This window comes from Streptomyces sp. NPDC037301 (assembly GCF_055602785.1).
Genome location: NZ_JBVJWD010000046.1, coordinates 36,036 through 60,836, shown reverse-complemented (window position 1 = coordinate 60,836; position 24,801 = coordinate 36,036). Strand labels below are relative to the sequence as shown.

General features: G+C 70.3%; 18 protein-coding genes. 6 read left to right on the top strand and 12 right to left on the bottom strand.

Going from position 1 to position 24,801, the window contains the following annotated elements:
* Positions 1–95: 95 nt before the first annotated feature.
* On the bottom strand, positions 96–224 hold the full coding sequence (locus ACZ7IB_RS39720; protein WP_093772350.1) for a hypothetical protein: 129 nt from the start codon (positions 222–224) through the stop codon (positions 96–98).
* A gap of 185 nt (positions 225–409) precedes the next feature.
* The gene (locus tag ACZ7IB_RS39715; protein ID WP_470919458.1) at positions 410–766 is read right to left on the bottom strand and encodes a LysR family transcriptional regulator substrate-binding protein; all 357 of its coding nucleotides are present in this window, start codon (positions 764–766) and stop codon (positions 410–412) included.
* On the opposite strand from ACZ7IB_RS39715, the gene ACZ7IB_RS39710 reads away from it, so the two are divergent.
* The gene (locus ACZ7IB_RS39710) at positions 663–1,838 is read left to right on the top strand and encodes a 1-acyl-sn-glycerol-3-phosphate acyltransferase (RefSeq protein WP_470919464.1); all 1,176 of its coding nucleotides are present in this window, start codon (positions 663–665) and stop codon (positions 1,836–1,838) included. The two genes, ACZ7IB_RS39715 and ACZ7IB_RS39710, sit on opposite strands and share 104 nt — an antisense overlap.
* 165 nt (positions 1,839–2,003) lie before the next feature.
* The gene (locus ACZ7IB_RS39705; RefSeq protein WP_470919456.1) at positions 2,004–3,908 is read left to right on the top strand and encodes a glycoside hydrolase family 97 protein; all 1,905 of its coding nucleotides are present in this window, start codon (positions 2,004–2,006) and stop codon (positions 3,906–3,908) included.
* A gap of 240 nt (positions 3,909–4,148) precedes the next feature.
* On the opposite strand, the gene pruA is transcribed toward ACZ7IB_RS39705, so the two are convergent.
* Positions 4,149–5,780 carry an L-glutamate gamma-semialdehyde dehydrogenase gene (pruA, locus tag ACZ7IB_RS39700; protein ID WP_470919455.1) on the bottom strand — a complete coding sequence of 544 codons (1,632 nt, stop codon included), beginning with the start codon at positions 5,778–5,780 and terminating at the stop codon, positions 4,149–4,151.
* 47 nt (positions 5,781–5,827) lie between these two features.
* Complete coding sequence (locus ACZ7IB_RS39695) at positions 5,828–6,754, bottom strand: proline dehydrogenase family protein (protein WP_470919453.1); 927 nt, start codon at positions 6,752–6,754, stop codon at positions 5,828–5,830.
* Between the two features lie 179 nt (positions 6,755–6,933).
* On the opposite strand from ACZ7IB_RS39695, the gene ACZ7IB_RS39690 reads away from it, so the two are divergent.
* Positions 6,934–8,076, top strand: coding sequence for a PucR family transcriptional regulator (locus tag ACZ7IB_RS39690; RefSeq protein WP_470919452.1), 1,143 nt, complete (start codon positions 6,934–6,936; stop codon positions 8,074–8,076).
* Positions 8,077–8,203: 127 nt separating this feature from the next.
* Here ACZ7IB_RS39690 and ACZ7IB_RS39685 read toward each other — a convergent pair whose 3' ends face one another.
* The 7 genes from ACZ7IB_RS39685 to ACZ7IB_RS39655 form a co-directional block, all read right to left on the bottom strand.
* Complete coding sequence (locus tag ACZ7IB_RS39685; RefSeq protein ID WP_405684335.1) at positions 8,204–8,791, bottom strand: TetR/AcrR family transcriptional regulator; 588 nt, start codon at positions 8,789–8,791, stop codon at positions 8,204–8,206.
* 77 nt (positions 8,792–8,868) lie between these two features.
* Positions 8,869–10,461 (bottom strand): phosphoglycerate dehydrogenase, encoded by a 1,593-nt coding sequence (gene serA, locus ACZ7IB_RS39680; RefSeq protein ID WP_470919451.1) that lies wholly within the window; start codon positions 10,459–10,461, stop codon positions 8,869–8,871.
* 274 nt (positions 10,462–10,735) lie between these two features.
* The gene (ilvC, locus tag ACZ7IB_RS39675) at positions 10,736–11,737 is read right to left on the bottom strand and encodes a ketol-acid reductoisomerase (RefSeq protein ID WP_037690024.1); all 1,002 of its coding nucleotides are present in this window, start codon (positions 11,735–11,737) and stop codon (positions 10,736–10,738) included.
* 100 nt (positions 11,738–11,837) lie between these two features.
* Positions 11,838–12,365 carry an acetolactate synthase small subunit gene (gene ilvN, locus ACZ7IB_RS39670; RefSeq protein ID WP_018102507.1) on the bottom strand — a complete coding sequence of 176 codons (528 nt, stop codon included), beginning with the start codon at positions 12,363–12,365 and terminating at the stop codon, positions 11,838–11,840.
* Positions 12,366–12,387: 22 nt separating this feature from the next.
* Positions 12,388–14,253: an acetolactate synthase large subunit gene (locus ACZ7IB_RS39665; protein WP_470919449.1), complete on the bottom strand. Its 1,866-nt coding sequence runs from the start codon at positions 14,251–14,253 to the stop codon at positions 12,388–12,390.
* A gap of 222 nt (positions 14,254–14,475) precedes the next feature.
* Positions 14,476–17,310 carry a putative bifunctional diguanylate cyclase/phosphodiesterase gene (locus tag ACZ7IB_RS39660; RefSeq protein WP_470919447.1) on the bottom strand — a complete coding sequence of 945 codons (2,835 nt, stop codon included), beginning with the start codon at positions 17,308–17,310 and terminating at the stop codon, positions 14,476–14,478.
* 491 nt (positions 17,311–17,801) lie between these two features.
* A complete protein-coding gene (locus tag ACZ7IB_RS39655; RefSeq protein WP_470919445.1) occupies positions 17,802–18,752 on the bottom strand; it encodes a 2-hydroxyacid dehydrogenase in 951 nt (316 codons plus the stop codon).
* A 169-nt stretch (positions 18,753–18,921) separates the two neighbouring features.
* On the opposite strand from ACZ7IB_RS39655, the gene ACZ7IB_RS39650 reads away from it, so the two are divergent.
* From ACZ7IB_RS39650 to ACZ7IB_RS39640, 3 genes are all read left to right on the top strand, one after another.
* Positions 18,922–19,878 (top strand): aldo/keto reductase, encoded by a 957-nt coding sequence (locus ACZ7IB_RS39650; protein WP_470919463.1) that lies wholly within the window; start codon positions 18,922–18,924, stop codon positions 19,876–19,878.
* Between the two features lie 177 nt (positions 19,879–20,055).
* Positions 20,056–21,234 (top strand): PQQ-dependent sugar dehydrogenase, encoded by a 1,179-nt coding sequence (locus ACZ7IB_RS39645; RefSeq protein ID WP_470919443.1) that lies wholly within the window; start codon positions 20,056–20,058, stop codon positions 21,232–21,234.
* A gap of 31 nt (positions 21,235–21,265) precedes the next feature.
* Entirely contained in the window at positions 21,266–21,562 is a 297-nt protein-coding gene (locus ACZ7IB_RS39640; protein WP_470919462.1) for a DUF6191 domain-containing protein, read from the top strand.
* Between the two features lie 21 nt (positions 21,563–21,583).
* Here ACZ7IB_RS39640 and ACZ7IB_RS39635 read toward each other — a convergent pair whose 3' ends face one another.
* Entirely contained in the window at positions 21,584–24,742 is a 3,159-nt protein-coding gene (locus tag ACZ7IB_RS39635; protein ID WP_470919460.1) for a helix-turn-helix transcriptional regulator, read from the bottom strand.
* Between the last annotated feature and the right edge of the window lie 59 nt (positions 24,743–24,801).

Sequence of the window (24,801 nt, the reverse complement as noted above, 5' to 3'; positions counted from 1 at the left end):
CCCCCCCCCCCCCCCCCCCCCCCCCCCCCCCCCCCCCCCCCCCCCCCCCCCCCCCCCCCCCCCCCCCCCCCCCCCCCCCCCCCCCCCCCCCGGCCTCAGTGGCCCGTGGAGCCGCCGTTGTCCCTGCGGTCGAGGGCCCGCTGCAGGGCGGCGGCGGCATTCTGGCGCTCCGACTCGGTCGGGCGGTGGGTGTGGCGGACTCGGCGGACAGTCGTCTCGGCCATGGTGGATCGACTCCTTGAGATCGCGAGGATTTCGAGATCGAAAAAATCGTGAACGTGATTTCGAGATCGGGATTTCGAGGCGCCGGAAGGGGCGGGGAGCGGGCGCCGCAGGGGTTGCCTGCACAGGAGCGCACACTCACGACCGCCAGTCGCTGGATCTAGCGAGACGTTCGGCTTCTACAAAGCTAGGACAGCTCGGCCGGTCTGTCTCCACAATTACTCGGACTTCCTACTATCTGAGACGGAGGTTTACGGCCGCCCGCCCTCAGTTCCCGGATCAGGGCCCGGGCAGCGAGCGATTGTGCCTGCTCAGGCGTGGTGACACAGCCGACCGAACGCGTCGGCCGCTCCGGCCCGAGAGCCGTGATCTCGACCGTGTCCGGTGCTCCTTCGAGTGAGGGCTCCGGCAGGATCGCCGTACCGAGACCATGGGACACCATCGAGAGCACCGCTCCGTCGTCCTCGGCCTCGACCGACCCCGGTCCGCCGGTCGGGCCCCGGGGCGGGCGGACACCCCCGGCGGCGGTCCTCCGGTCGCCCACCGCCCGCTCACAGCACGTCGTCGCCAACCACTCCTCGCACGCGGACACGGCGGCGCTCCTCGCCGCGCTCGATGCCCGGCACACCCCGGCGATCGGCGCGGCGGCCGACTACTGGTTCGCCTCGCCGTGGCGGCGGCGGATCTGCCGCAGGCTCGCGGCCGGGTTCCCGGTGCGGCGCAGCGGCGGCGGCATGGACGACCTGCTGTCCATGGCGGACGAGCTGCGGTCCGGCCGGGCGGTTGTCCTGTTCCCGGAGGGCACCCGGGGCAGGAACGGCGCGCTGGGCTCCTTCCACCGGGGCGCACTGGTCCTCGCCGGGCAGGCGGGTGTCCCGGTCGTGCCGGCGGGGATCGCGGGCACGGACCGACTGCTGCCCAAGCACGGCCGGCTGCGCTCGGCGCTGGTGCGAGTGTCGATCGGTGACCCGCTGCCGTCGGCGGTCACGCCCCAGGAGGCCCGTGACGCGGTGGTTGCGCTGCACTCGCGTACGGTCGCCGAGCCGCTGAGGGACTCCGCGACGCGGCGCCGGGTGGCGTCGGCCGTGACCTCGCGCTGGGGCGTACTGCTGGCGTTCGTCTCGGCGCTGGCGGAGGCGCTGAGCTGGCCGTTGATGCCGGAGCTGTTGCTGGGCGCGGTCTGTGTGGCGGTGCCGCGAGTGGCACTGAAGATGTCGCTGGGCGCACTCGTCGGCAGTCTGGCCGGTGGCCTGCTCGCTCTCCAACCGGCTTCCGCGGGCGTGCAGTCGCCTGCACCGCTGACCACGGACCGGATGCGCGCCGAGGTCCGCAGCGAGCCGGCCCTGGAGGGTGCGTCCGCTGTTCGCCACCAGCCGTGGAACGGCATCCCCTTCAAGGTGTACGGCGCCGAGGCGGGCCGCGCCGGAGTCCCCGCGCTCGACCGGCTCACCGCATCGGCTGCGGCACGCGGCTCCCGGACCCTCACGGTGGGGCTCGGCTTCGCCGCCTTCGGACTGCTGATGCGCCGTCACCGTCGCCATTACGGCCGCTATCTGATCCTGCTGGGCGGCAGCTTCACGGTCGGCCTTTCGCTGATCGTGCACGGCTGGAGCTGAACGGGGACACAGTAGGAGATCCAGGACGACTCCTCCTCCCTCCTCCATTGACCCGACGTATTTGCCGTCAAAGACCTTGACGCCCCATCGCCCCACCATCATCCTCCCAGTCATCGGACCAATGGTCAGGTCTGTGAACGATGAGCCTGTGGACTGGGAGAAATCGTGTCACTGCACAAGCCATGGAGAACCCGTATCGGAACGCTGTCGGTGGTCCTGTGCGGCGCGCTCGCGTCGACACTGCTGACGGCGGCCGGCGCGCGCGCCGAGGAGAGCGCCTGGACGGTACGGGACAAGCCCGACGGGCCCCGCGCGGAGCTGCGGCTCGACCGGGCGACCGGATCACTGAGCCTGACGGTGTCCCGGGAAGGCGGGACGGTCATCGCCCCGTCACCCGTGGGGATCGTGACCGAGCGGGCCGACCTCACCTCGGGGCTGGGGTTCCTCGGCCGCAGCGACCGCTCGGTGGACGAGCACTACCGCACGGGCGCGGGCAAGACCCGGAGCCGCGCCGTCCACATGCGTGAATCGCGCTTCCGCTTCCGTACCGCCGCGGGCGCCCGGCTCGATCTGCTCGTCCGGGCCTCCGCCGACGGTGTCGCCTACCGCTACGTCCTGCCCGGTGACACGGGCAACGTCCTGCGCGAGGCCTCCGCGTTCACCCTGCCCGAGGGTGCGTCCGCCTGGCTCGGCAACTACCGCAAGGACAACGAGAACCTCTTCAACGCGTACTCCGCCACGGGCGCCCCGGCCGGTGAGTACATGATGCAGGGGCTGTTCCGTACCGCAGGCGGCTACGCCCTGGTCGCCGAGTCCGACCTCACCGGCAGTTACGCCGGGGCCCGCCTGGTCCACGACACCGGATCCCCCACCTACCACGTCAAGCTCTGGGACGAGCAGGTCCAGGTGAAGGGCGCGCTCACCACGCCTTGGCGCGCCGTGGTCACCGGCGACCTGGCGACCGTCACCGAGTCCACCTTCACGGACGATCTCGCCCCGGCCTCCAAGGTTCGCGACACCTCCTGGATCAAGCCGGGCCGGGCCCTGTGGACCTGGCTGGCGGGCGGGCGTCCGGCGGGCCAGAGCCTGGAGATGCAGAAGGGGTACGTCGACTATGCGGCCGCCCGCCACTGGCCGTACACCGTCGTCGACGCGGGCTGGTACTTCGACCCGGACCAGTGGGACGTCACCGATCCCGGCTGGCAGTCGCACAGCTGGATTCCGGAGCTGGTGCGCTACGGCAGGGAGCGCGGCGTCGGAATCCAGGTCTGGATCCACCACCGCGACCTGGACACCGCCGAGGAGCGCGCCCAGTGGCTGCCCACGCTGGAGAAGTGGGGCGTCAAGGGAGTGAAGATCGACTTCATGGACTCGGAGGCGCAGGAGACGTTCCAGTGGTACGACAAGATCCTCCCCGAGACGGCGGCCCACCACCTCCTGGTCAACTTCCACGGCTCCACGATCCCCAAGGGCATCCAGCGCACCTGGCCGCACGTCATGTCGCTGGAGGGCGTCAACGGCGAGGAGAAGAGGACGAACACCGCCCAGCATCTGACCACGCTCCCGTTCACCCGGAACGTGATCGGCTCCATGGACTTCACCCCCGGCGCCTTCCATCGCCCGAACCGGCCCAACGCCGCGTCCGACGCGGGTGAGCTGGGCCTGTCGGTGCTGTACGAGTCCGGGGTCCAGAACCTGGCCGGCACCCCCGAGTCGTACGAAGCCCGCCCGGTGGCCCGGCACTTCCTGGAGCAGCTGCCGGACGCCTGGGACGACACCCGGCTGCTGGCGGGTGAGCCCGGAAGCAGCGCGGTCCTGGCCCGCCGCAACGGCAGCCGCTGGTTCATCGGCGGTACGTTCGCGGGCACGGCGCACACCGCCGAGGTGCCCCTGCGGATCGGGGCCGGCCGGTGGCTGGTCGAAACGGTGACGGACGGGCCGACGGGGCTGGTCCGCACGGCCCGCGCGGTACGGGGCGGCGACACGCTGCCGGTGGATGTGGTTGCCGACGGCGGCTTCGCCGCGGTGGCCTGCCGCTGGGCCCCGGGCCGCACCTCGTGCGACCGCTGAACCGGTAGCGGACCGCACCCTCCGGCCCACCGGCTCACCCGTCGGTCCGGGCCGTTGTCGGTGGGCGCCCCTACTGTTCATGAGCAGGGAGCCCGCGGACAGCGGCCCGGCTGGAGGGGCGACGATGAGCTTCGACTGAGGGACGGCCCCGGAATGGAAACCGCCTCCCGGCCGGCAGGGGAACCGGGCGGGAGGCGGAATTCGTGGCGGGGCGCCGGGGGTGCGGCGCCCCGGGCGGCGTCAGCCCTGGTGGGGGTAGGTGTAGTCGGTCGGCGGAACCAGCGTCTCCTTGATGGCCCGGGTCAGGGTCCAGCGCTGCAGGTTCTGCGGGGCGCCCGCCTTGTCGTTCGTACCCGAGGCACGGCCGCCACCGAAGGGCTGCTGGCCGACGACGGCACCGGTCGACTTGTCGTTGATGTAGAAGTTGCCCGCGGCGTACCGCAGCTTCTCCATCGTGTGCGCGGCCGCGGCGCGGTCGCCCGCGATGACGGAACCGGTCAGCGCGTAGTCGGAGACCGACTCCATCTGCTCCAGCATCTCGTCGTACTTGTCGTCCTCGTAGACGTGCACGGCGAGGATCGGGCCGAAGTACTCGGTCGTGAAGACCTCGTTCGAAGAGTCGCTGCACTCGATGACGGTCGGGCGGACGAAGTAGCCCACCGAGTCGTCGTACGTGCCGCCCGCGATGATCGTGCAGGACGGGTCGGACTTGGCGCGGTCGATCGCGGCCTTGTTCTTGGCGAACGAGCGCTCGTCGATGACGGCACCGATGAAGTTCGACAGGTCGGTGACGTCACCCATGGTGATGGAGTCGACCTCTGCCGCGAACTTCTCCTTGAAACCGGAGTTCCAGATGGAGGCCGGGACGTACGCACGGGAGGAAGCCGAGCACTTCTGGCCCTGGAACTCGAAGGAGCCGCGGGTGAGCGCGGTCTTCAGCACGGCGTGGTCGGCCGACGGGTGGGCGACGACGAAGTCCTTGCCGCCGGTCTCGCCGACGAGCCGCGGGTAGGTGCGGTAGTTGGCGATGTTGTTGCCGACCGTCTTCCACAGGTGCTGGAAGGTGGGGGTCGAACCGGTGAAGTGGATACCGGCCAGGTCGCGGTGGTTCAGGGCCACCTCGGAGACGGCGATGCCGTCACCGGTCACCAGGTTGATGACACCCTTGGGCAGACCCGCCTCTTCCAGGAGCTGCATCAGCAGCACGGCGGCGTGGGTCTGCGTCGGGGACGGCTTCCACACCACGACGTTGCCCATGAGGGCGGGGGCGGTGGGCAGGTTGCCCGCGATGGCCGTGAAGTTGAACGGCGTGATCGCGTAGACGAAGCCCTCCAGCGGGCGGTGGTCCATGCGGTTCCACACGCCCGGCGAGTTGGCCGGGGGCTGCTCGGCCAGGATCTGGCGCGCGTAGTGCACGTTGAAGCGCCAGAAGTCCACGAGCTCACAGGGAGTGTCGATCTCGGCCTGCTGGGCGGTCTTCGACTGGCCGAGCATCGTGGATGCGGCCAGCGTCTCGCGCCAGGGGCCGGACAGCAGCTCGGCGGCGCGCAGGATGATCGCCGCGCGGTCGTCGAAGGACATCGCGCGCCAGGCCGGGGCGGCGGCCAGCGCGGCGTCGATCGCGTCCTGGGCGTCCTGCTGCGTGGCGCCGGCGAACGTACCGATGACGGCCTTGTGGTTGTGCGGCTGTACGACGTCGAAACGCTCGCCGCCGCCCATCCGCTTCTCGCCACCGATGGTCATCGGAAGGTCGATCGGGTTCTGGCTGAGCTCCTTGAGCTTCGCCTCCAGGCGGGCGCGCTCCGGGGAACCCGGGGCGTAGGAGTGGACCGGCTCGTTGACCGGCGCGGGGACCTGAGTAACAGCGTCCATGAGTGCCTTGTCTCCTTGTGTCAGGGGGTGGGGGTCAGCCGGGCAGGTCAGCCCTTGGTGAGGATGGAGCGGCCGAAGAACAGCAGGTTCGCCGGCTTCTCCGCGAGGCGGCGCATGAAGTAGCCGTACCAGTCGGTGCCGTACGCGGTGTACACGCGCATCCGGTGGCCCTCGGCCGCGAGCCGGATGTGCTCGTCGCTGCGGATGCCGTACAGCATCTGGAACTCGTACTCGTCCAGCTTGCGCCCGGCCTTCCGGGCCAGCTCCTGGGCGATGGCGATCAGACGCGGGTCGTGCGACCCGATCATCGGGTAGCCCTCGCCCTCCATCAGGGTCTTCAGGATGCGGACGTACGCCTTGTCGATCTCGGCCTTGTCCTGGTACGCGACGGAGGCGGGCTCCTTGTAGGCGCCCTTCACGATGCGGACGCGGCTGCCGGCGGCGGCCAGGCGGCGGGCGTCCTCCTCGGTGCGGAACAAGTACGCCTGGATCACACAGCCGGTCTGCGGGAAGTCCTTCCGCAGCTCCTCGTGGATGGCGAACATCGAGTCGAGGGTGGTGTGGTCCTCGGCGTCCAGCGTGACCGTGGTACCGATCGCGGCAGCGGCCTCGACGACCGGGCGGACGTTGGCGAGCGCCAGCTCGTGGCCGCCGTCCAGCGCCTGGCCGAACATGGACAGCTTGACGGACATCTCGGCCTTGGTGCCCAGGCCCAGGTTTTTGAGGCGCTCGATCAGTTCGAGGTAGGCATCGCGGGCGGCGGCAGCCTGCTCAGGCGTGGTGATGTCCTCGCCGACCACGTCGAGGGTGACTTCGAGTCCCTTGTCGGCGGCGTCCTCGATGATCGGGACGACCTGGTCGACGGTCTCACCGGCGATGAACCGGTCGACGACCTGCTTGGTGCCAGGTGCGGCCGAGATGAAACGGCGCATCTTGTCGCTGCGGGACGCGGCGAGAATCACGGGACCCAGCACGGGGCACCTCCACGGAAAGTACGAACGAAGGCCGTACCGGCAGATAAGGAACAGAGCGGTACAGCACGGAGAACCACCGTGAAATCTAAGGATCCCTCCGATGGTGTGCCATCGACAGCTGTCACGCATCCATTCACGGGATCTCAGACATATGTCTGAAGGGGTGCGAGAATGGCCGGGTGAAGGGCGATTACCAGGAGCTGGTCGACGAGATCTCCGGGCTGCTCGGCGCCCCCGCGACGCTGGAGAACCGGGACTTCGGCCTGGTCGCCTTCGGTGCCCACGACAGCGACGACGACACGGCGATGGACCCGGTCCGCACCCGCTCGATCCTGACCCGGCGCTCCACGCCCGCGGTCCGCGCCTGGTTCGAGGGCTTCGGCATCGCCCGCGCCACCGGCCCGGTCCGCATTCCGGCCGCCCCGGAGGCCGGGGTGTTCAGGGGCCGCATCTGCCTGCCGGTACGCCATCGGGGTGTCGTGCTCGGTTACGTATGGCTGCTCGATGCGGACCCCGGGCCGACCGACGAGCAGCTGCAGGCGGCGATGGAGGTGGCGGCCCGGATCGGGGGGCTGCTCTCCGACGAGGCGCGGGCGGGCACGGATCTGTCCCGGGAGTTCGGTGCGGTCCTCACCGCCGGGCGGGGCTGGCAGCGCGACATGGCGGTGGCCGCGCTGCACGAGGCACTGGGCCGGGACGCGGAGGGCCTGCACACGGTGGTGTGCGTGACCCCGTGGACCGACGATCCGCCATCGGTCCGTACGGTGTCCTCGGCATCGGCACTGACCTCGGTCCCGGCTCCCGGGGCCGCCGGGGGCCCCTCGCTGGCCGCGCTGATCCGGCTGCGCTCCAGCGATGTCCTCGACCCGGCGCTCACCGCTGCGGACCGGCTGCGTTCCTCCGCGGGCGGGTACGCCACCGCCGGGGTCGCGGTGCCCCGCCGCGGCCTGGCGGACCTGGCGGAAGCCTGGCACGAGGCGTCGGCCGCGGCCCGCGCGGCGGCGGCCGAGTCCCGCTTCGGCCCGGTCACCGAATGGTCGGCGATCGGCCCGTACCGGCTGCTGACCGCGCTCCCCGCAGAAGCGGCCGCGGATCCCGCGGTCCGCGCCCTGCTCACCCCGCCGCACAAGGATCTGGCCCGCACCGCCGAGGCGTTCCTCGACTGCGCGGGCCAGGCGTCCCGCACGGCCACCGCACTCGGCATCCACCGCCAGACGCTCTACTACCGGCTCTCCCGGGTCCAGCAGCTCACCGGCCTCGATCTCAACGACGGCGAGGACCGGCTGCTGCTGCACATGGCACTCAAGGGCGCGCGGCTCTGATCCCGCGCGCCGCCACGTAGCCCGACGCATCCGAGATTCCCCATCAGCCCGTCGGCGTTCGAGGGCGCAGCCGTCGCCCCGGACCCCGGGCACTCGACCCGGCCCGGACGCCGACTCCAGGCCCTTCCTACCGCACCCGCCCTTCGAGCACCGCCTTCAGACCGTCCGTCAGATCCTGCGCGGACGGCGCCGATTCACTGTCCATCAGCCACTGCACCATCACACCCGCGAGCAGCGCCTGGCAGAACAGCCCGGCCACCCGCGCCTTCTCCGGGTCCGTCTCCGGGTCGATGCCGAGCATGTTCTCGGCGAGCCCGTCACGCCCCTCGCGCTGCGGGCCCGCCAGGGCCTTCTGCAGCTCCGGGTCCTGGTCGATCCGGGAGACGACCTCCATCTGGAGCTGCCAGACGGACCGGGTCTTCCCATAGCTGTCGATCACCCGCTCCCAGGCGTCGCGGAACTGGTCGAGCGGCGACCGGGACCCGTCGCCGCCGTCCGCGTCCACGTCCGGCCGCTCGGTGAGCGCATCGCCCCACTCCTCCGTCACCTTGAGGAAGGCGAGGTTGAGCAGGGCCTCCTTGGAGCCGTAGTGGTAGCCGATGGAGGCGAGGTTCGTACCGGAGGCGGCCACGATGTCGCGCGCCGTCGTCCGGGCGTATCCCTTCTCCAGCAGGCAGCGCTTGGCGCCTTCGAGCAGATCCTCACGGTGTCCCATGAAAGCAGCGTACCCGGCATGCAGACGTTTGTGTAAGACGCACGTCTAGATGCCGGGTACGCGAGGCCCTGAGGCCGTCAGTCGGTCAGGTTCACCGTACGGGCCGATGCGGCACCGATCTCCGTGGAGATCTCGGTGAGCACCGACGCCGGGACGTCGTCGTCGACGGTGAGCACGACCAGCGCCTCGCCGCCCGCGTCCGTCCGCGAGACCTGCATGCCCGCGATGTTCAGACCGGCCTCGCCGAGGATCCGGCCGACCGTGCCGACGACACCGGGACGGTCCTCGTAGCGCAGCACCACCATGTGGTCGGCCAGCGCCAGGTCCACGTCGTACTCGCCGACGGCTACGATCTTCTGGAGGTGCTTGGGGCCGGCCAGCGTGCCGGAGACCGCGACCTCCTCGCCGCCGGAGAGCGTGCCGCGGACGGTGACCACGTTGCGGTGGTCCGGCGACTCGGAGCTGGTGGTGAGGCGGACCTCGACACCGCGCTCCTGCGCGAAGAGCGGGGCATTCACATACGACACGGTCTCGTCGACCACGTCCTCGAAGACGCCCTTGAGCGCGGAGAGTTCGAGCACCTTGACGTCGTGCTGGGTGATCTCGCCGTACACCTCGACGTCGAGGCGGACCGCGACCTCGCCGGCGAGCGCCGTGAAGATCCGGCCGAGCTTCTCGGCGAGCGGCAGGCCCGGGCGTACGTCCTCGGCGATCACACCGCCCTGGACGTTGACGGCGTCCGGCACGAGCTCACCGGCGAGGGCGAGGCGCACGGACCTGGCGACCGCGATGCCCGCCTTCTCCTGGGCCTCGTCGGTGGAGGCGCCGAGGTGCGGGGTGCAGACGACCTGGTCGAACTCGAACAGCGGGGAGTCCGTGCAGGGCTCCTTCGTGTACACGTCGAGACCGGCGCCGGCAACCCGGCCCTCCTTGAGGGCGGTGGCGAGCGCCTCCTCGTCGACGATGCCACCGCGCGCGGCGTTGACGATACGCACCGAGGGCTTCACCTTGTGCAGTGCCTCGTCGCCGATCAGGCCCAGCGTCTCGGGGGTCTTGGGCAGATGCACGGTGATGAAGTCGGCGACCTCGAGCAGCTCGTCCAGCGTAAGGAGCTTGACGCCCATCTGGGCGGCACGCGCGGGCTGCACATAGGGGTCGTACGCGACGATCTTCATGCCGAAGGCCGACATGCGCTGAGCGACCAGGACACCGATGCGGCCGAGGCCGACGACGCCGAGAATCTTCTCGCTCAGCTCGACGCCGGTGTACTTGGAGCGCTTCCACTCGCCGTTCTTGAGGGCGGTGTTGGCCTGCGGGATGTTGCGCGCGGTGGCGACCAGCAGACCGCAGGCCAGCTCGGCGGCGGTCACGATGTTGGAGGTCGGTGCGTTGACGACCATCACGCCGGCCTTGGTGGCGGCGGAGACGTCGACGTTGTCCAGACCGACGCCCGCGCGGGCGACGACCTTCAGCTTCTTCGCGGCGGCGATGGCCTCGGCGTCGACCTTGGTGGCGGAGCGCACCAGGATGGCGTCGACATCGGTGATCGCGGGGAGGAGCTCGGCGCGGTCCGCGCCGTTGCAGTGCCGGATTTCGAAATCCGGACCCAGTGCGTCAACCGTGGCAGGCGACAGCTCTTCAGCGATGAGTACGACAGGTTTCGAGCTCACGTGAGTCCTCACAAGTCCAGTGCGGACGGCCGTCCCGACGGCCGCAGGCGGTGGAGGGGCTTGCCGCGTGGAAGACGCACGACACTGTGGGCCTGACGCGTGTATGTGTGGAGAAGTGTAGTCATGCGCCAGGACGCATACTGCGCCCCGATGGAAGGATCACCCACACGGGGGTGGACGACTTGTACACACGTACGACGCCGCCTCTTCCAGCGGTGAAGCAGGGGAAACACCGCGGGGGCGGGTCAGGAAACCCGCCCCCGGGGCGAATGGGTTACGCGTCCTCGTCGTTGACCCAGCTCATGAGCTTGCGCAGCTCACGGCCGGTGGTCTCCAGGAGGTGGTCGCTGTCCGCCTTCTTGTACTCGTTGTACTTGGGCAGACCGTTGTGGTACTCGGCCATCCAGTTCTTGGCGAAGGTGCCGTCCTGGATCTCCGCGAGGACCTTCTTCATCTCGGCCTTGGTGGCGTCCGTGATGATCCGCGGGCCGGTGACGTAGTCGCCCCACTCGGCGGTCTCCGAGATGGACCAGCGCATCTTCTCCAGGCCGCCCTCGTACATGAGGTCCACGATGAGCTTCAGCTCGTGCAGGCACTCGAAGTACGCGATCTCCGGCTGGTAACCGGCCTCGGTCAGGGTCTCGAAACCGGCCTTGACCAGGGCGGCGGTGCCACCGCAGAGGACGGCCTGCTCACCGAACAGGTCGGTCTCGGTCTCCTCGGTGAAGGTCGTCTTGATGACGCCGGCGCGGGTGCCGCCGATGCCCTTCGCGTACGACAGGGCGAGCGCCAGGCCGTTGCCCGAGGCGTCCTGCTCGACGGCCACGATGCACGGAACGCCGCGGCCCTCCTCGTACTGACGGCGGACGAGGTGGCCCGGGCCCTTCGGGGCGACCATGCAGACGTCGACATTGGCCGGCGGCTTGATGAAGTCGAAGCGGATGTTCAGGCCGTGGCCGAAGAACAGCGCGTCGCCGTCCTTGAGGTTGTCCTTGATGGACTCCTCGTAGACCTGCGCCTGGATCGGGTCCGGAACCAGGATCATGATGACGTCGGCCTCGGCGGCGGCCTCGGACGGGGTCACCACGCGCAGGCCCTGCTCCTCGGCCTTGGCCTTGGACTTGGAGCCCTCGTGCAGACCGACACGGACGTCGACACCCGAGTCGCGCAGCGACAGCGCGTGGGCGTGGCCCTGGCTGCCGTAGCCGATGACCGCGACCTTGCGGCCCTGGATGATGGACAGGTCGGCATCGTCGTCGTAGAACAGCTCGGCCACTGGGTCTCTCCTTGGTGTGCAGGTGTTGCGTCCCACCGTACGGCGGGGTGCGTCAGATACGTTTTCGGGTCTCGCCATACGAGCGGCGAAGTGGCGGTGCCTAGGCCGAACGGTCGAGGGCGCGCAGCGAACGGTCGGTGATCGAGCGCGCGCCGCGCCCTATGGCGATGGTGCCGGACTGGACCAGCTCCTTGATGCCGTACTGCTCCAGCATCTTGAGCATGGCCTCCAGCTTGTCGGCGCCGCCGGTCGCCTCGATCGTGACGGCCTCGGGGGAGACGTCCACGGTCTTGGCGCGGAACAGCTGGACGATCTCGACGATCTGGGAGCGGGTCTCGTTGTCGGCGCGGACCTTCACCAGGACGAGCTCACGCTGGATCGCAGCGGACGGCTCGAGTTCGACGATCTTCAGGACGTTCACCAGCTTGTTGAGCTGTTTGGTCACCTGCTCAAGAGGCAGGTCCTCGACATTGACGACGATGGTGATGCGCGAGATGTCGGGGTGTTCGGTGGTACCGACCGCGAGCGAGTCGATGTTGAAGCCGCGGCGGGAGAACAGTGCGGTGATCCGGGCAAGGACACCGGGCTTGTTCTCGACCAGGACGGAGAGCGTGTGCTTGGTGGACATGGAGTCGGTCTCTCTCTGTCTCTCAGTCGTCTTCGTTGTCGCCGAAGTCGGGGCGGACCCCGCGGGCGGCCATGACCTCGTCGTTGGAGGTGCCGGCGGCGACCATCGGCCACACCATGGCGTCCTCATGGACGATGAAGTCGATCACGACGGGGCGGTCGTTGATGGAATTGGCCTCTTCGATGACCTTGTCCAGGTCGGCCGGGTCCTCGCAGCGGATCGCGTGGCAGCCCATGGCCTCGGACAGCTTGACGAAGTCCGGGACGCGGGTGCCCTTCGCCGGGATGCCCTCGGTGTCGGCGCCGGAGTGCAGCACGGTGTTGGAGTACCGCTGGTTGTAGAACAGGGTCTGCCACTGGCGGACCATCCCGAGCGCCCCGTTGTTGATGATGGCGACCTTGATCGGGATGTTGTTGAGCGCGCAGGTGGTGAGTTCCTGGTTGGTCATCTGGAAGCAGCCGTCGCCGTCGATCGCCCAGACCGTACGGTCCGGCATGCCGGCCTTGGCACCCATCGCGGCCGGGACCGCGTAACCCATCGTTCCGGCGCCGCCGGAGTTCAGCCAGGTGGCGGGCTGCTCGTACTGGATGAAGTGTGAGGCCCACATCTGGTGCTGGCCGACGCCCGCCGCGAAGATCGTGCCCTCGGGGGCGAGCTGACCGATGCGCTGGATGACCTGCTGCGGCGAGAGGCTGCCGTCCTCGGGCAGGTCGTAGCCGAGCGGGTAGGTGTCGCGCCAGCGGTTGAGGTCCTTCCACCAGGCTGAATATCCCGTCCGGGCGGCCTCACCGACGTGACCTTCGGTGTGCTCCGCCTGGACGGCCTGGACCAGGTCGGCCAGGACCTCGCGGGCATCGCCCACGATCGGGACGTCCGCGGCGCGGTTCTTGCCGATCTCGGCCGGGTCGATGTCGGCGTGGACGATCTTGGCGTACGGGGCGAAGCTGTCCAGCTTGCCGGTGACGCGGTCGTCGAATCGGGCTCCGAGGGCGACGATCAGGTCGGCCTTCTGCAGCGCGGTGACGGCGGTGACCGAACCGTGCATGCCCGGCATTCCGACGTGCAGCGGGTGGCTGTCGGGGAATGCGCCGAGCGCCATCAGTGTGGTGGTGACGGGCGCTCCGGTGAGCTCTGCGAGAACCTTCAGTTCGGCGGTGGCCCCCGCCTTGATGACACCGCCGCCGACGTACAGCACCGGGCGCTTGGCCTGAGTGATCAGCTTGGCGGCTTCGCGGATCTGCTTGGCGTGCGGCTTGGTGACCGGGCGGTAGCCGGGCAGGTCCTGGGTGGGCGGCCAGCTGAACGTGGTCTGCGCCTGCAGGGCGTCCTTGGCGATGTCGACGAGGACGGGGCCCGGACGGCCGGTGGAGGCGATGTGGAAGGCCTCGGCGATGGTGTGCGGGATGTCCTCGGCCTTGGTGACCAGGAAGTTGTGCTTGGTGACCGGCATCGTGATGCCGCAGATGTCGGCTTCCTGGAAGGCATCCGTGCCGATGGCCTTGGAGGCGACCTGGCCGGTGATCGCGACCAGCGGGACGGAGTCCATGTGGGCGTCGGCGATCGGCGTGACCAGGTTGGTGGCGCCCGGGCCGGAGGTGGCCATGCAGACTCCGACCTTGCCGGTGGCCTGTGCGTAGCCGGTGGCGGCGTGTCCGGCGCCCTGCTCGTGACGGACCAGCACATGACGGACCCGGGTGGAGTCCATCATCGGGTCGTACGCCGGAAGGATGGCGCCGCCGGGAATGCCGAATACCGTGTCGGCCCCCACCTCCTCAAGAGACCGGATGAGGGACTGCGCGCCCGTGACGTGCTCAACGGTGGCGGCGGACGATCCGCCGTTACGGGCCCGCGGCTGGGGATGGTGGGCCCCGGTGGCCTGCTCGGTCATCGCATTCTCTTCTCGAAGCTGAGGGTTTTTGCGGGTGTTTTACGAGGGTTTGCCTGGTCTTAGTGCAACAAAAAACCCCTCGTGCCGTGAGGCAAGCGAGGGGAGCGCGTCGGTGTGGTCCGCAGAGTGTCAGTGAGGGACTCTGCTTCAGCCGACGCGCTTTCCAAGTACGAGAATTCGGGTGCGCATGGCATTGACCCTCTCTCCGACGCATACAGCGTGTCAAGTGGGTGGGACGGGCGTCTCAACATGTGAGCCGCTGAGGAGTGGGATCGAGCCGCCGGCCAGGACCGGCTGGGCGGCGGCACTGCCGGGCACCGGGAACTCACCACGGGCCAGGGCGCGGCGCAGCCGGTACTCGTCGAGCGGCCCGGAGAAGGCCATTCCCTGGCCGTGCGTACAGCCCATGGCGCGCAGCGCGAGGACCTGCTCCGGTACGTCGACACCATCGGCCACGGACTGCATGCCGAGGTCGCAGGCGATGCGCAGGAGGCCGCTGGTGATCTTGTGCAGCCGGGCGGATTCCACGACACCCTCGACGAGACCGCGGTCCAGTTTCAGTACGTCGATGGGGAGCCGGCGCAGGGCGTTGATCGCGGCGTATCCACTGCCGAAGCCGTCGAGCGCGATGCGGACACCGAGCCGGCGCAGCGCGACGAGACGCTGTTCGAGTTCGTCGAAGGAGATCCGGGGGTCGCTGTCGGCGACCTCGATCATCAGGGCGCCGGAGGGCAGGCTGTGCCGGGTGAGCAGCGCCTCGACGGAGCCGAACGGCATCCCCTTGTCGAGGAGCCTGCGGGCGGAGAGCCGCACTGCGACGGAGACCGGATGGCCGGCCCTGGCCCGGTCGGCGGCCTGCTCGACGGCCTCTTCGAGGAGCCAGCGGCCGAGTTCGGCAGTGCGGTCGCTGTCCTCGGCGACGCGGAGGAATTCGGCCGGGGTGAACAGGATGCCCTGGGCGGAGCGCCAGCGGGCCTGGGCGGCGACGGCGGCGACGGTGCCGCTGGCGAGATGCACCACGGGCTGGTGGAGCAGGGCGAACTCGCCGTCGCGCAGAGCGGTGCGCAGCCGGGCAGCCAGCTCGGAGCGGCGTACGACTTCGGCCTGCATCTGCGGGGCGTACAGCTCGACGCGGTTCTTGCCGCCCGCCTTGGCGCGGTACATGGCGAGGTCGGCGTTGCGCATGAGGTCGCTCGGAGAGATGCCGGGCTCGGCGAAGGCGACCCCGATGGACGCTGCGACCCGGACCTCGCCGGTGCCGATGCGGTACGGCTGGGAGAGCGTGAGCCGCAGTCGGTCGGCGATCTCGTGGACCTGGCATTCCCGGGCGGACTGGTCGCGGATGCCGTCACCGAGGATGATGGCCGCGAATTCGTCACCGCCGAGGCGGGCCGCGGTGTCGCCGGCCCGTACGGATTCATGGAGGCGGCGGGCGGCCTGGATGAGGAGTTCGTCGCCCGCCTGGTGGCCGAGGCGGTCATTGACCGCCTTGAAGCCGTCGAGGTCGATGAAGAGCACGGCGGTGCCGGGGTCGCCGGAGCGGCGGCCGCCGAGGGCCTGGCGCACCCGCTCGGTGAACAGGGCGCGGTTGGGCAGGTCCGTGAGCGGGTCGTGCTCGGCGTTGTGCTGCAACTGGGCCTGCAGCCGCACCCGTTCGGTCACATCGCGGCTGTTGAGGATCAGCCCGCCCTGGTGGCGGTTGACCGTGGATTCGACATTGAGCCAGTCGCCCGTACCGGATCTGAAACGGCACTCGATCCGGGTGGTGGGCTCCTCCCCCGGAGAGGCGGCGAGGAACCGGCGTACCTCGTGGACCACCCGCCCCAGGTCCTCGGGGTGGATGATCGAGGCCAGCTCGGCGCCGACCAGGTCGTCGGCATCGCGCCCGTACACCCCCGCGGCGGCGGGGCTGACGTAGCGCAGGACGCCGGTGGGGGCGGCGATCATGATGACATCGCTGGAGCCCTGCACCAGGGAGCGGAAGTGGTTCTCCTTCTGTGCCAGCTCCTGGGTGAGGGCGATGTTGTCGACGAGCATGATGCCCTGCCGGACGACCAGGGCGAGCACCACCGTGCAGCCGGTGAAGACCACGACGCGGTCCACCCGGCGGCCCTCGGTGACGTTGTAGAGAATGCCGAGAGTGCAGACGGCGGCGGCGAGATACGGCGTCAGCGCGGCCAGCGATCCCGCGATGGGCCGGCTGGTGGAGCGCGGCGCACCCCGTGGCGGGAAGGCGTTGTCCGTTGCGTTGTTCGCACCCCAGGGTGCGTACGCGAGGAGCAGGGAACCGGCGAACCAGCCCGCGTCCAGCAACTGGCCGGAGCGGTAGGTCTGGCGCAGCAGCGGGGAGGTGAACAGGGCGTCGGACAGGACCGTCAGGGCGAGCGCGGCAACGGCGGTGTTCACCGCGGAGCGGTTGGCGTTGGACCGCCGGAAGTGCAGGGCCAGCACCATGGAGACAAGCACGATGTCGAGCAGCGGATAGGCAAGCGCGAGCGCCGCGCGGGCCACGCTCGCGCCCTCGGCATCCACGAGATGCGCGGTATGGGCGAGGGCGAGGCTCCAGGAGAGCGTGAGGAGCGATCCGCCGATCAGCCAGGAGTCCAACGCGAGACAGAACCATCCGGCCCGGGTGACGGGGCGTTTGGCGAGGACGAGCAGCCCGACGATGGCGGGTGGCGCGAAGCAGAGGTAGAAGACATCGGCGAGGGAGGGACTGGGCACCGATCGCCCGAGCATGACCTCGTACCAGCCCCAGACCGCATTGCCCCCTGCGGCCATGAGCGAGGAGATCGCGAACAGCAGCCAGGCGGGCCGGAACCGGTCGCCGCCGGTCCGCGCGTAGAGGAAGCAGGAGACGGCCGCGACCAGCGCGGCGGCACTGAGGCCGAAATCCCCCATGACGAGCGCCAGTTCCGAAGAACCCCAGCCGAGGGCCGCCCCCACCGCGTAACCGCCGCAGACGAGGCCGACCAGGGTCTGCAGGACCAGTGCGGATGCGCCGCCGGTGGACCGCCGGGAGAGGAACGCCCCGAGGGCGCCGGCCGGCGCGCTCACCGGGGCGCACCCGACGCCGCCGGGTGCGCACGCACCCGGCGCCCGGCTGGGGCCTGTTCCGGGTTTCCCGTCTGCGCCGCGACGCCCGGCACGCACTCCCCCGAGCCCTCGGCTTCGCTCGAGCAGGCAGGACCCTCTTGTCGCGTCGTCGGGCTCGCCCAAGTGCGTCCGGTACGAGGACGACCCTCCGTCCGGCGATCGCACGCACCGGACGCCGCGTCGCCCACCCCGCGGGCGGACGACGGGAAACCCCGGACAGGCCCCAGTCGCCGTGGACTGCTCTGCGGTGCCGGATCGTTCGCCCATCGGCCGTACATCGCCCGTCGCCCCCTCGCGTGTTGCGTCCTCCCCGGCGCAGTCCCTTCCTCGGCTCAGCGCCCCTTTCGGGACGATACACCAGACCGGTCACTCAGGGACATAGCCCATCTACTCTCCGTAACGATCAGGGGACTTGTCGGAACGGTACGCAGTCGAACGGACCCGCAGCGTGGTCAACCGGTGGTGCGTACGACGTTCCGCACCGGCTCCCCTGCGGCGAAACGGTTCAGCTGTCCGGCCACCAGACGCTTGGCGCGCGGCTCGAATGCCGAGGTGCTGCCGCCCGCATGAGGAGTGATCAGGACGTTCGGAGCATGCCAGAGGGGATGGCCGGCCGGCAGCGGTTCCGGGTCGGTGACATCGAGGGCGGCACGCAGCCGGCCGGACTCGAGTTCGAGCAGCAGCGACTTGGTGTCGACGACGCCGCCCCGCGCGACGTTCACGAGCAGCGCTCCGTCCGGCATCGCGGCGAGGAACTCCGCGCCCACCAGCCCTTGTGTGGACGGGTTCAGCGGGGTGGACAGCACGACGACGTCGGCTTCGGGCAAAAGTGCGGGCAGGTCGTCGAGTGTGTGTACGGGGCCGCGTGCTGTTGTCCGTGCAGAGCGCGCGACGCGCGCCACCCGCGCGCACTCGAAGGGCTCGAGCCGGTCCTCGATGGCGGCCCCGATCGATCCGTACCCCACGATCAGCACGGACTTGTCGGCGAGCGCGGGGTAGAAGCCGGCCCGCCACTCCTCCTTGTCCTGGCCGTGGACGAACCCGGGGAAGCCGCGCAGGGAGGCGAGGATCAGGGCGAGGGCGAGTTCCGCGGTCGACGCCTCGTGGACCCCCTTGGCATTGCACAGCCGCACCCCGGCCGGCAGCAGACCGAGCCCCGGCTCGACATGGTCGATGCCCGCGGTGAGCGTCTGCACGATCTGGACCTGTGCCATGCCGGCGAGCGGACGGACCGCGATCTGTGAACCCTTCATGTACGGCACGACATAGAAGGCGCAGTCGGCCGGGTCTGCCGGATAGTCCTGCGCGCCGTCCCAGAAGTGGTAGTTGAGACCCTCGGGAAGTCCGTCGATCTCGTCGGCGGGAAACGGCATCCATACGTCGGGAGTCTTCGTCGAAGTCATGGTCAGGAGGCTAATCCCCGGGAGGCTGCGCGAGAGGCGGCGGCCGGCAGAGGTTACTTTGGGGTGCGGTGTGGTCCCGTGACGGCGGGGCCGAGGTCCTGTCGTCACGGGACCTTAGGGAGGGTTCGGGGAGTTGGAGCGCAGAAGTCTCGGTGCGGCGGCGCTCGCCGTGGGTGCGGTCGGTCTTGGCTGTATGCCGATGAGCTGGGCGTACAGCGCGTCGCAGCAGCGCGGTGACCGTGCGTTGCGTGCCGTGCACGCCGCGCTCGACGCGGGCGTCCAACTGCTCGACACGGCCGACATGTACGGCCCCTTCACCAATGAGCTGCTGGTGGGCCGGGCGCTGAAGGGTCGCAGGTCCGATGCCTTCGTCTCCACCAAGTGCGGGCTGCTGGTGGGCGATCAGCACATCGTCGCCAATGGCCGCCCCGGCTATGTGCGGCGGGCCTGTGACGCCTCCCTGCGGCGGCTGCAGACCGATGTGATCGATCTGTACCAGCTGCACCGGGCCGACCCCGAAGTGCCGGTCGAGGAGACCTGGGGCGCGATGGCGGAGCTGGTGACCGCCGGAAAGGTGCGGGCGCTCGGACTCTGTGCGGTCGGAGCGCGGGCTTCACGCCGGCCGGGTGCCCGGATGTATGACGAAACGATCCGCCAGCTGGAGCGGGTGCAGCAGGTCTTCCCGGTGAGCGCGGTGCAGGCGGAGCTCTCGGTCTGGTCGCCGGAGGCGCTGGAGTCGTTGCTTCCGTGGTGCTCGGCGCGGGGTGTGGGACTGCTGGCGGCGATGCCGCTGGGGAACGGCTATCTGACGGGCACGCTGACCCCGGGACAGGGCTTCGAGCCCGACGATCTGCGGGCCAGGCATCCGCGGTTCACGGCCGAGATGATGGCGGCGAACCAGCCGGTGGTGGTCGGACTGCGGCGGATCGCGGAGCGGCACGGGGCGACTGCGGCGCAGGTGGCGTTGGCCTGGGTGCTGCGGCAGGGGCCGCATGTGGTGCCGGTGCCGGGGACCAAGCGGGAGCGGTGGGCGGTGGAGAACGCGGGGGCGGCCGGGCTGACACTGACCGCGCAGGATCTGGTGGAGATCGCCCGGCTGCCCGCGGCGCGGGGGTCGTGGGACTGACCGCCGGCCCCGCATTCGTGATCACCGATCGAGAAAATGGGCGGGCCTCGGGAACCCGGGGCGGGGCTGCGGTGTAAGAACAGTGGTCGGGTGGCCGTCGAAGGGATCGGTGCTGTGCACGGTGTTCTGTTCGGATCTGTACAAGGCCTTGCGGGTCGTCGGGGGCGGCGTCGAGGCGTGCGGCACGGAACGGTTGCCGCGCTGGCCTCGGGCACGCTGCTGCTGACCGCGGGGTGTTCCTCGGGGGACGGTTCCGGCAGCGCGGCGGGCGTCGGGCACATGTCCTCCCCGTCCCGCCCCTCCTCCGCCGCCTCGGGCCCGTCGGCCTCCCCGTCCGCGTCGGTGGCCCTGCCACCGGCGAAGGGCTCGGTGAAGGTGGTCTCCACGCTCACCGAGGGCCTCGACTCGCCGTGGGGGCTGGCGGAGCTGCCCGGCGGCGATCTGCTGGTCTCCTCGCGCGACAGGGGCACGATCACCCGGATCGACGGGAAGAGCGGCAAGAAGACCCTGCTGGGCGCCGTGCCCGGGGTGTCGCCCGGCGGGGAGGGAGGGCTGCTGGGGATCGCGGTCTCCCCCACGTATGGTTCGGATCATCTGGTGTACGCGTACTTCACGACCGAGTCCGACAACCGCATCGCGCGCATGCAGTACGACGAGAACGGCACGACGCCCGGCCGGCTGCTGGGTGCGCCGGACACGATTCTGCGGGGCATCCCGAAGGGCTCGATCCACAACGGCGGGCGGATCGCCTTCGGCCCGGATCACATGCTGTACGCGGGCACCGGGGAGACGGGGGACCCCGGGCTCGCGCAGGACAAGAAGTCACTGGCCGGCAAGATCCTGCGGATGACCCCGGGCGGCCAGCCGCTGCACGGCAATCCGGAGGCCGACTCCGTGGTGTATTCGTACGGGCACCGCAATGTGCAGGGGCTGGCCTGGGACGGACAGAAGCAGCTGTGGGCGTCCGAATTCGGGCAGGACACCTGGGACGAGCTGAACCGGATCGAGCCGGGTGGGAACTATGGCTGGCCAAAGGTCGAGGGCAAGGCGGGAAAGCCGGGTTTCATCGATCCCGTGGCACAGTGGAAGACGTCCGAGGCGTCCCCGAGCGGGATCGCCTTCGCCAAGGGATCGATCTGGATGGCGGGCCTGCGCGGTGAGCGCCTCTGGAGGATTCCGTTGTCCGGCAAGGAATCTCTGGCGGCCCCGCAATCGTTCCTGAAGGGGAAGTACGGGCGTCTGCGCACGGTGCTCGCCGCGGGCGGCAACAAGCTCTGGCTGGTCACGAGCAACACGGACACCCGTGGCACCCCGAAGCCGGGAGACGACAGGATCCTGGTGCTGGAGGTGCGGTAGCGGCTACAGCAGGTGAAAGGGCGTGCGGCCGGTGTTCAACTTCTTCGAGGAACTCTTCGCGCCGGGCCGTAAGCATGCCGCCGAGGAGCAGAAGCGGCTGGAGCTGACCCGGGTGGATCTCGGTGTCGGCGACCCGGGGCGCGGGCCGATAGACCTGGCCTCCGGAAAGGTGATCGTCAGGGCGTCCGGTACCGACGGCGGTCCTGCGGCGGATTGTGGCGCGACAGACGCGATACCGGACCCGGACCAGGCAGCGGACGACCCCGATGAGGCGTCCGGGCCGGATACCCCGGACGCGCCGAAGGCCGGTCCGGAGGCGCGGCCGTAGGCGGGTCGGACGCCGCCGGTATCAGGAGGCGCTCCGGACCGGGTACAGCCGGAGCCGATGGGCCAGGGCGGCCGCCTCGCCACGGCTGGAGACGCCGAGCTTGGCGAGAATGTTGGAGACGTGCACGCTCGCGGTCTTGGGTGAGATGTAGAGCTCCTCGGCGATCCTGCGGTTGGTGTGACCGGCTGCGACGAGACGGTGCACATCCTGTTCGCGTCGCGTCAGCCCGAAGGACTCCACCGCCGCTGCTGCCGCCTCGCGCAGGTGGTCCTCGGTCTGCTCCCGGTCCGCCGCCTCGTCGGTGGTGCCGTCCTGGGCGGCGACGGTGACGGCGAGCGGTATCTCCTGGGCGGCGTTGTGGGCCGGGGACCGGTCGGAGGTGGTGAGGGTGATGCGGGCGCGTCCGGCCAGCAGCTCGATGGTCTCGGCCAACGGGCGCGCGCCGAGTCGCGCGGCGGTGCGGTGGGCGTCGCACAGCAGGGTGGCGGCCGCGGACCGGTCGCCGGAGGCGATGAGGAGAGCCTCGGCCCAGCGGTGACGGATCTGCGCCAGCTCGTACGGGCGATGGAGGGGGGCGAAGGCGGTGGCGGCGCGGGACCAGTGGTCGGGGGTGTCGTGACCCTCCGCCCGGGCCAGCTCGGCATCGACCAGGAGACCGTAGGCGGCCCAGATCGGAATGAGCATCGGCAGCCGCTTCAGGTGGGTCCGGATGCCGGCGAGGATCGCCGGCCGGCCTGGGTCGGCGGCGGGCAGACCCCGGGCGTCGGCCTCGGCGGCGGCGGCGACATGGAGGAGCGGCAGGGCATACCGCTGGGTGCCGGGCGGGAAGCCCTGCTCCGCCTGCGCCTCGAACGCGGCCCGCGCCTCGGGGAGACGCCCCTGCTGCACGGCGAGGATCACGGCGTGGCGTACGGGGTTGATGAGGTGCTGGGGCTGCGGGTCGCGGGAGCCGAAGCAGCGTCGGGTCAGGGCGAGTTGAATCTCCGCCTCGGCCAGGTCGCCCTGGGCGAGGGCCAGTTCGGTACGGCGTGAGGCGACGAGCCCTTGCGCCTTGCTGGACTGGGCGGCGCGGGCCGCCGCGTCGGTGGTCGCGCGGCTCTCGTCCCAGTGGCCCAGAGCGAAGAGCGAGATCGCCTGGTTGCAGCGGACCCATGCCTCCATGTCGGCGATGCCGTGGCTGCGGCTGATCTCGATGCCGTGGTCCGCGGCGGCCACGGCCTCCAGGGAGCGGCCCATGGATTCGAGGGTGGAGGGGAGGTTGATGCCGGCCCGGCTCATGATGCCGACCAGGTGCAGTTCATCGGCGCGGTCGCGGACTGCGTACATCTCGGCGATGCCCTCGTCGACACTGCCCGCGTCGGCGGTGAGCCAGCCACGGGTGAGCCTGGCGTGCAGTTCGATGTACTCGTCACCGACGAGCCGGGCGTACTCCACGGCCCGGTCGACGGCTTGCAGCGTATCGGCGCCCGGGCGGTGCAGGGCGCCCCAACCCGCCACGCTCATCAGGACATCGGCATGCACGACGGACGGGGGCAGGCCGCGTACGAGCTCCTGGGCGGTGGCCAGTTCCTGCCATCCGTCGCCACGGGTGAGGTCCTGCATCAGCCGCGAGCGCTGGACCCAGAACCAGGCGGCGCGCAGCGGGTCGTCCTCGCCGTCCAGGACGCGCATGGCCTTCTTGGCGATGGCCAGGGCCCGTTCGCGTTCGCCGCCGAACCGGGCGGCGACGGTGGCCTCGGCCATCAGGTCGAGATAGCGCAGCGGGGTGGTGTCGGGGTCGCAGCCGCAGGCCGGGTAGCTCTCTGCGTAGTCGATGGGGCGCAGGGTGCGGCGCACGTCATCGGGGGCGTCGTCCCACAGCCCCATCGCCCTTTCCAGCAGACGGAGTTGCTCGGAGAACGCGTAGCGGCGGCGGGCCTCGACCGAGGCCTTCAGCACGGCGGGCAGGGCCTTGGCGGCATCGTGTGCGCCGTACCAGTAGCTGGCGAGCCGGGTGGCCCGCTCACCGGCGCGGACGAGGGTGGGATCGATCTCCAGGGCTTCCGCGTAGCGCCGGTTGAGCCGAGAGCGCTCGCCGGGCAGCAGATCGTCGCTGACGGCCTCGCGGACCAGGGAGTGCCGGAAGCGGTAGCCGTTGCCCTCCTGGGTGGTGAGCAGCAGGTTGGCTCCGACGGCCGCCCGCAGCGCCTCGATGAGTTCGTCCTCGGTGAACCGGGCGACCGCGGCCAGCAGCCCGTACTCGACGGTGGAGCCGCCTTCGGCGACGATCCGGGCGATCTTCTGGGCGTCTTCCGGGAGCGCTTCGACGCGGACAAGCAGCAGGTCGCGCAGAGAGTCGGAGAGTCGTGAGGGGTCGCCGTTCTCCAGGCTGCAGGCGAGTTCCTCGACGAAGAAGGCGTTGCCGTCGGAGCGTTCGAAGATCTCGTCCACCAGGGCGGCCTCAGGGGTGGCGGCGAGGATGCCCGTGAGCTGGCGGCGCACCTCGGCGCGGTTGAAGCGGGCGAGTTCGATCCGGCGGACGGTACGGAGCCGGTCCAGTTCGGCGAGGAGGGGGCGCAGGGGGTGGCGGCGGTGGATGTCGTCGGAGCGGTAGGTGCCGATCACGACGAGGCGGCCGCTGCGCACGGTGCGGAAGAGATAGGCGAGGAGATGCCGGGTGGAGGCATCGGCCCAGTGCAGGTCCTCCAGGACGAGGACGACGGCGCGCTGCGCCGAGATGCGTTCCAGGAGCCTGGCGGTGAGTTCGAAGAGGCGGGCGGTGCTGTGCTCGTCGGTCGCGTCCCGATCGGCCTCGCCGAGTTCGGGGAGCAGCCGGGCCAGTTCACCCTCCTGCCCGGCGCAGGCGGCAGCCATCTCGTCGGGCAGGGTGCGGAGCAGGGCGCGCAGGGCGGTGGAGAACGGGGCGTAGGGCAGGCCGTCGGCACCGACCTCGACGCAGCCGCCGACGGCGACGACGGCCTCGCGGCGCGCCGCCGCCGCAAGGAACTCCTCGACCAGCCGGGTCTTGCCGACGCCCGCCTCGCCGCCGATGAGCAGCGCCTGCGGCTCGCCGCCGGGGCTGTCGGCCCGGCCGGTGTCCTCTGCGGTGGCGCGGGTGAGCGCATCGACGAGCGAGGCGAATTCACCTGCGCGGCCGACGAACACGGGACTGACGGACCTGGTCTCCACGTCGCCGAGCATCGCACACGGGTCCGACGGTGCGGGCCCCGGAATCGGGTCGTCCGGCATCACGCAGCCGT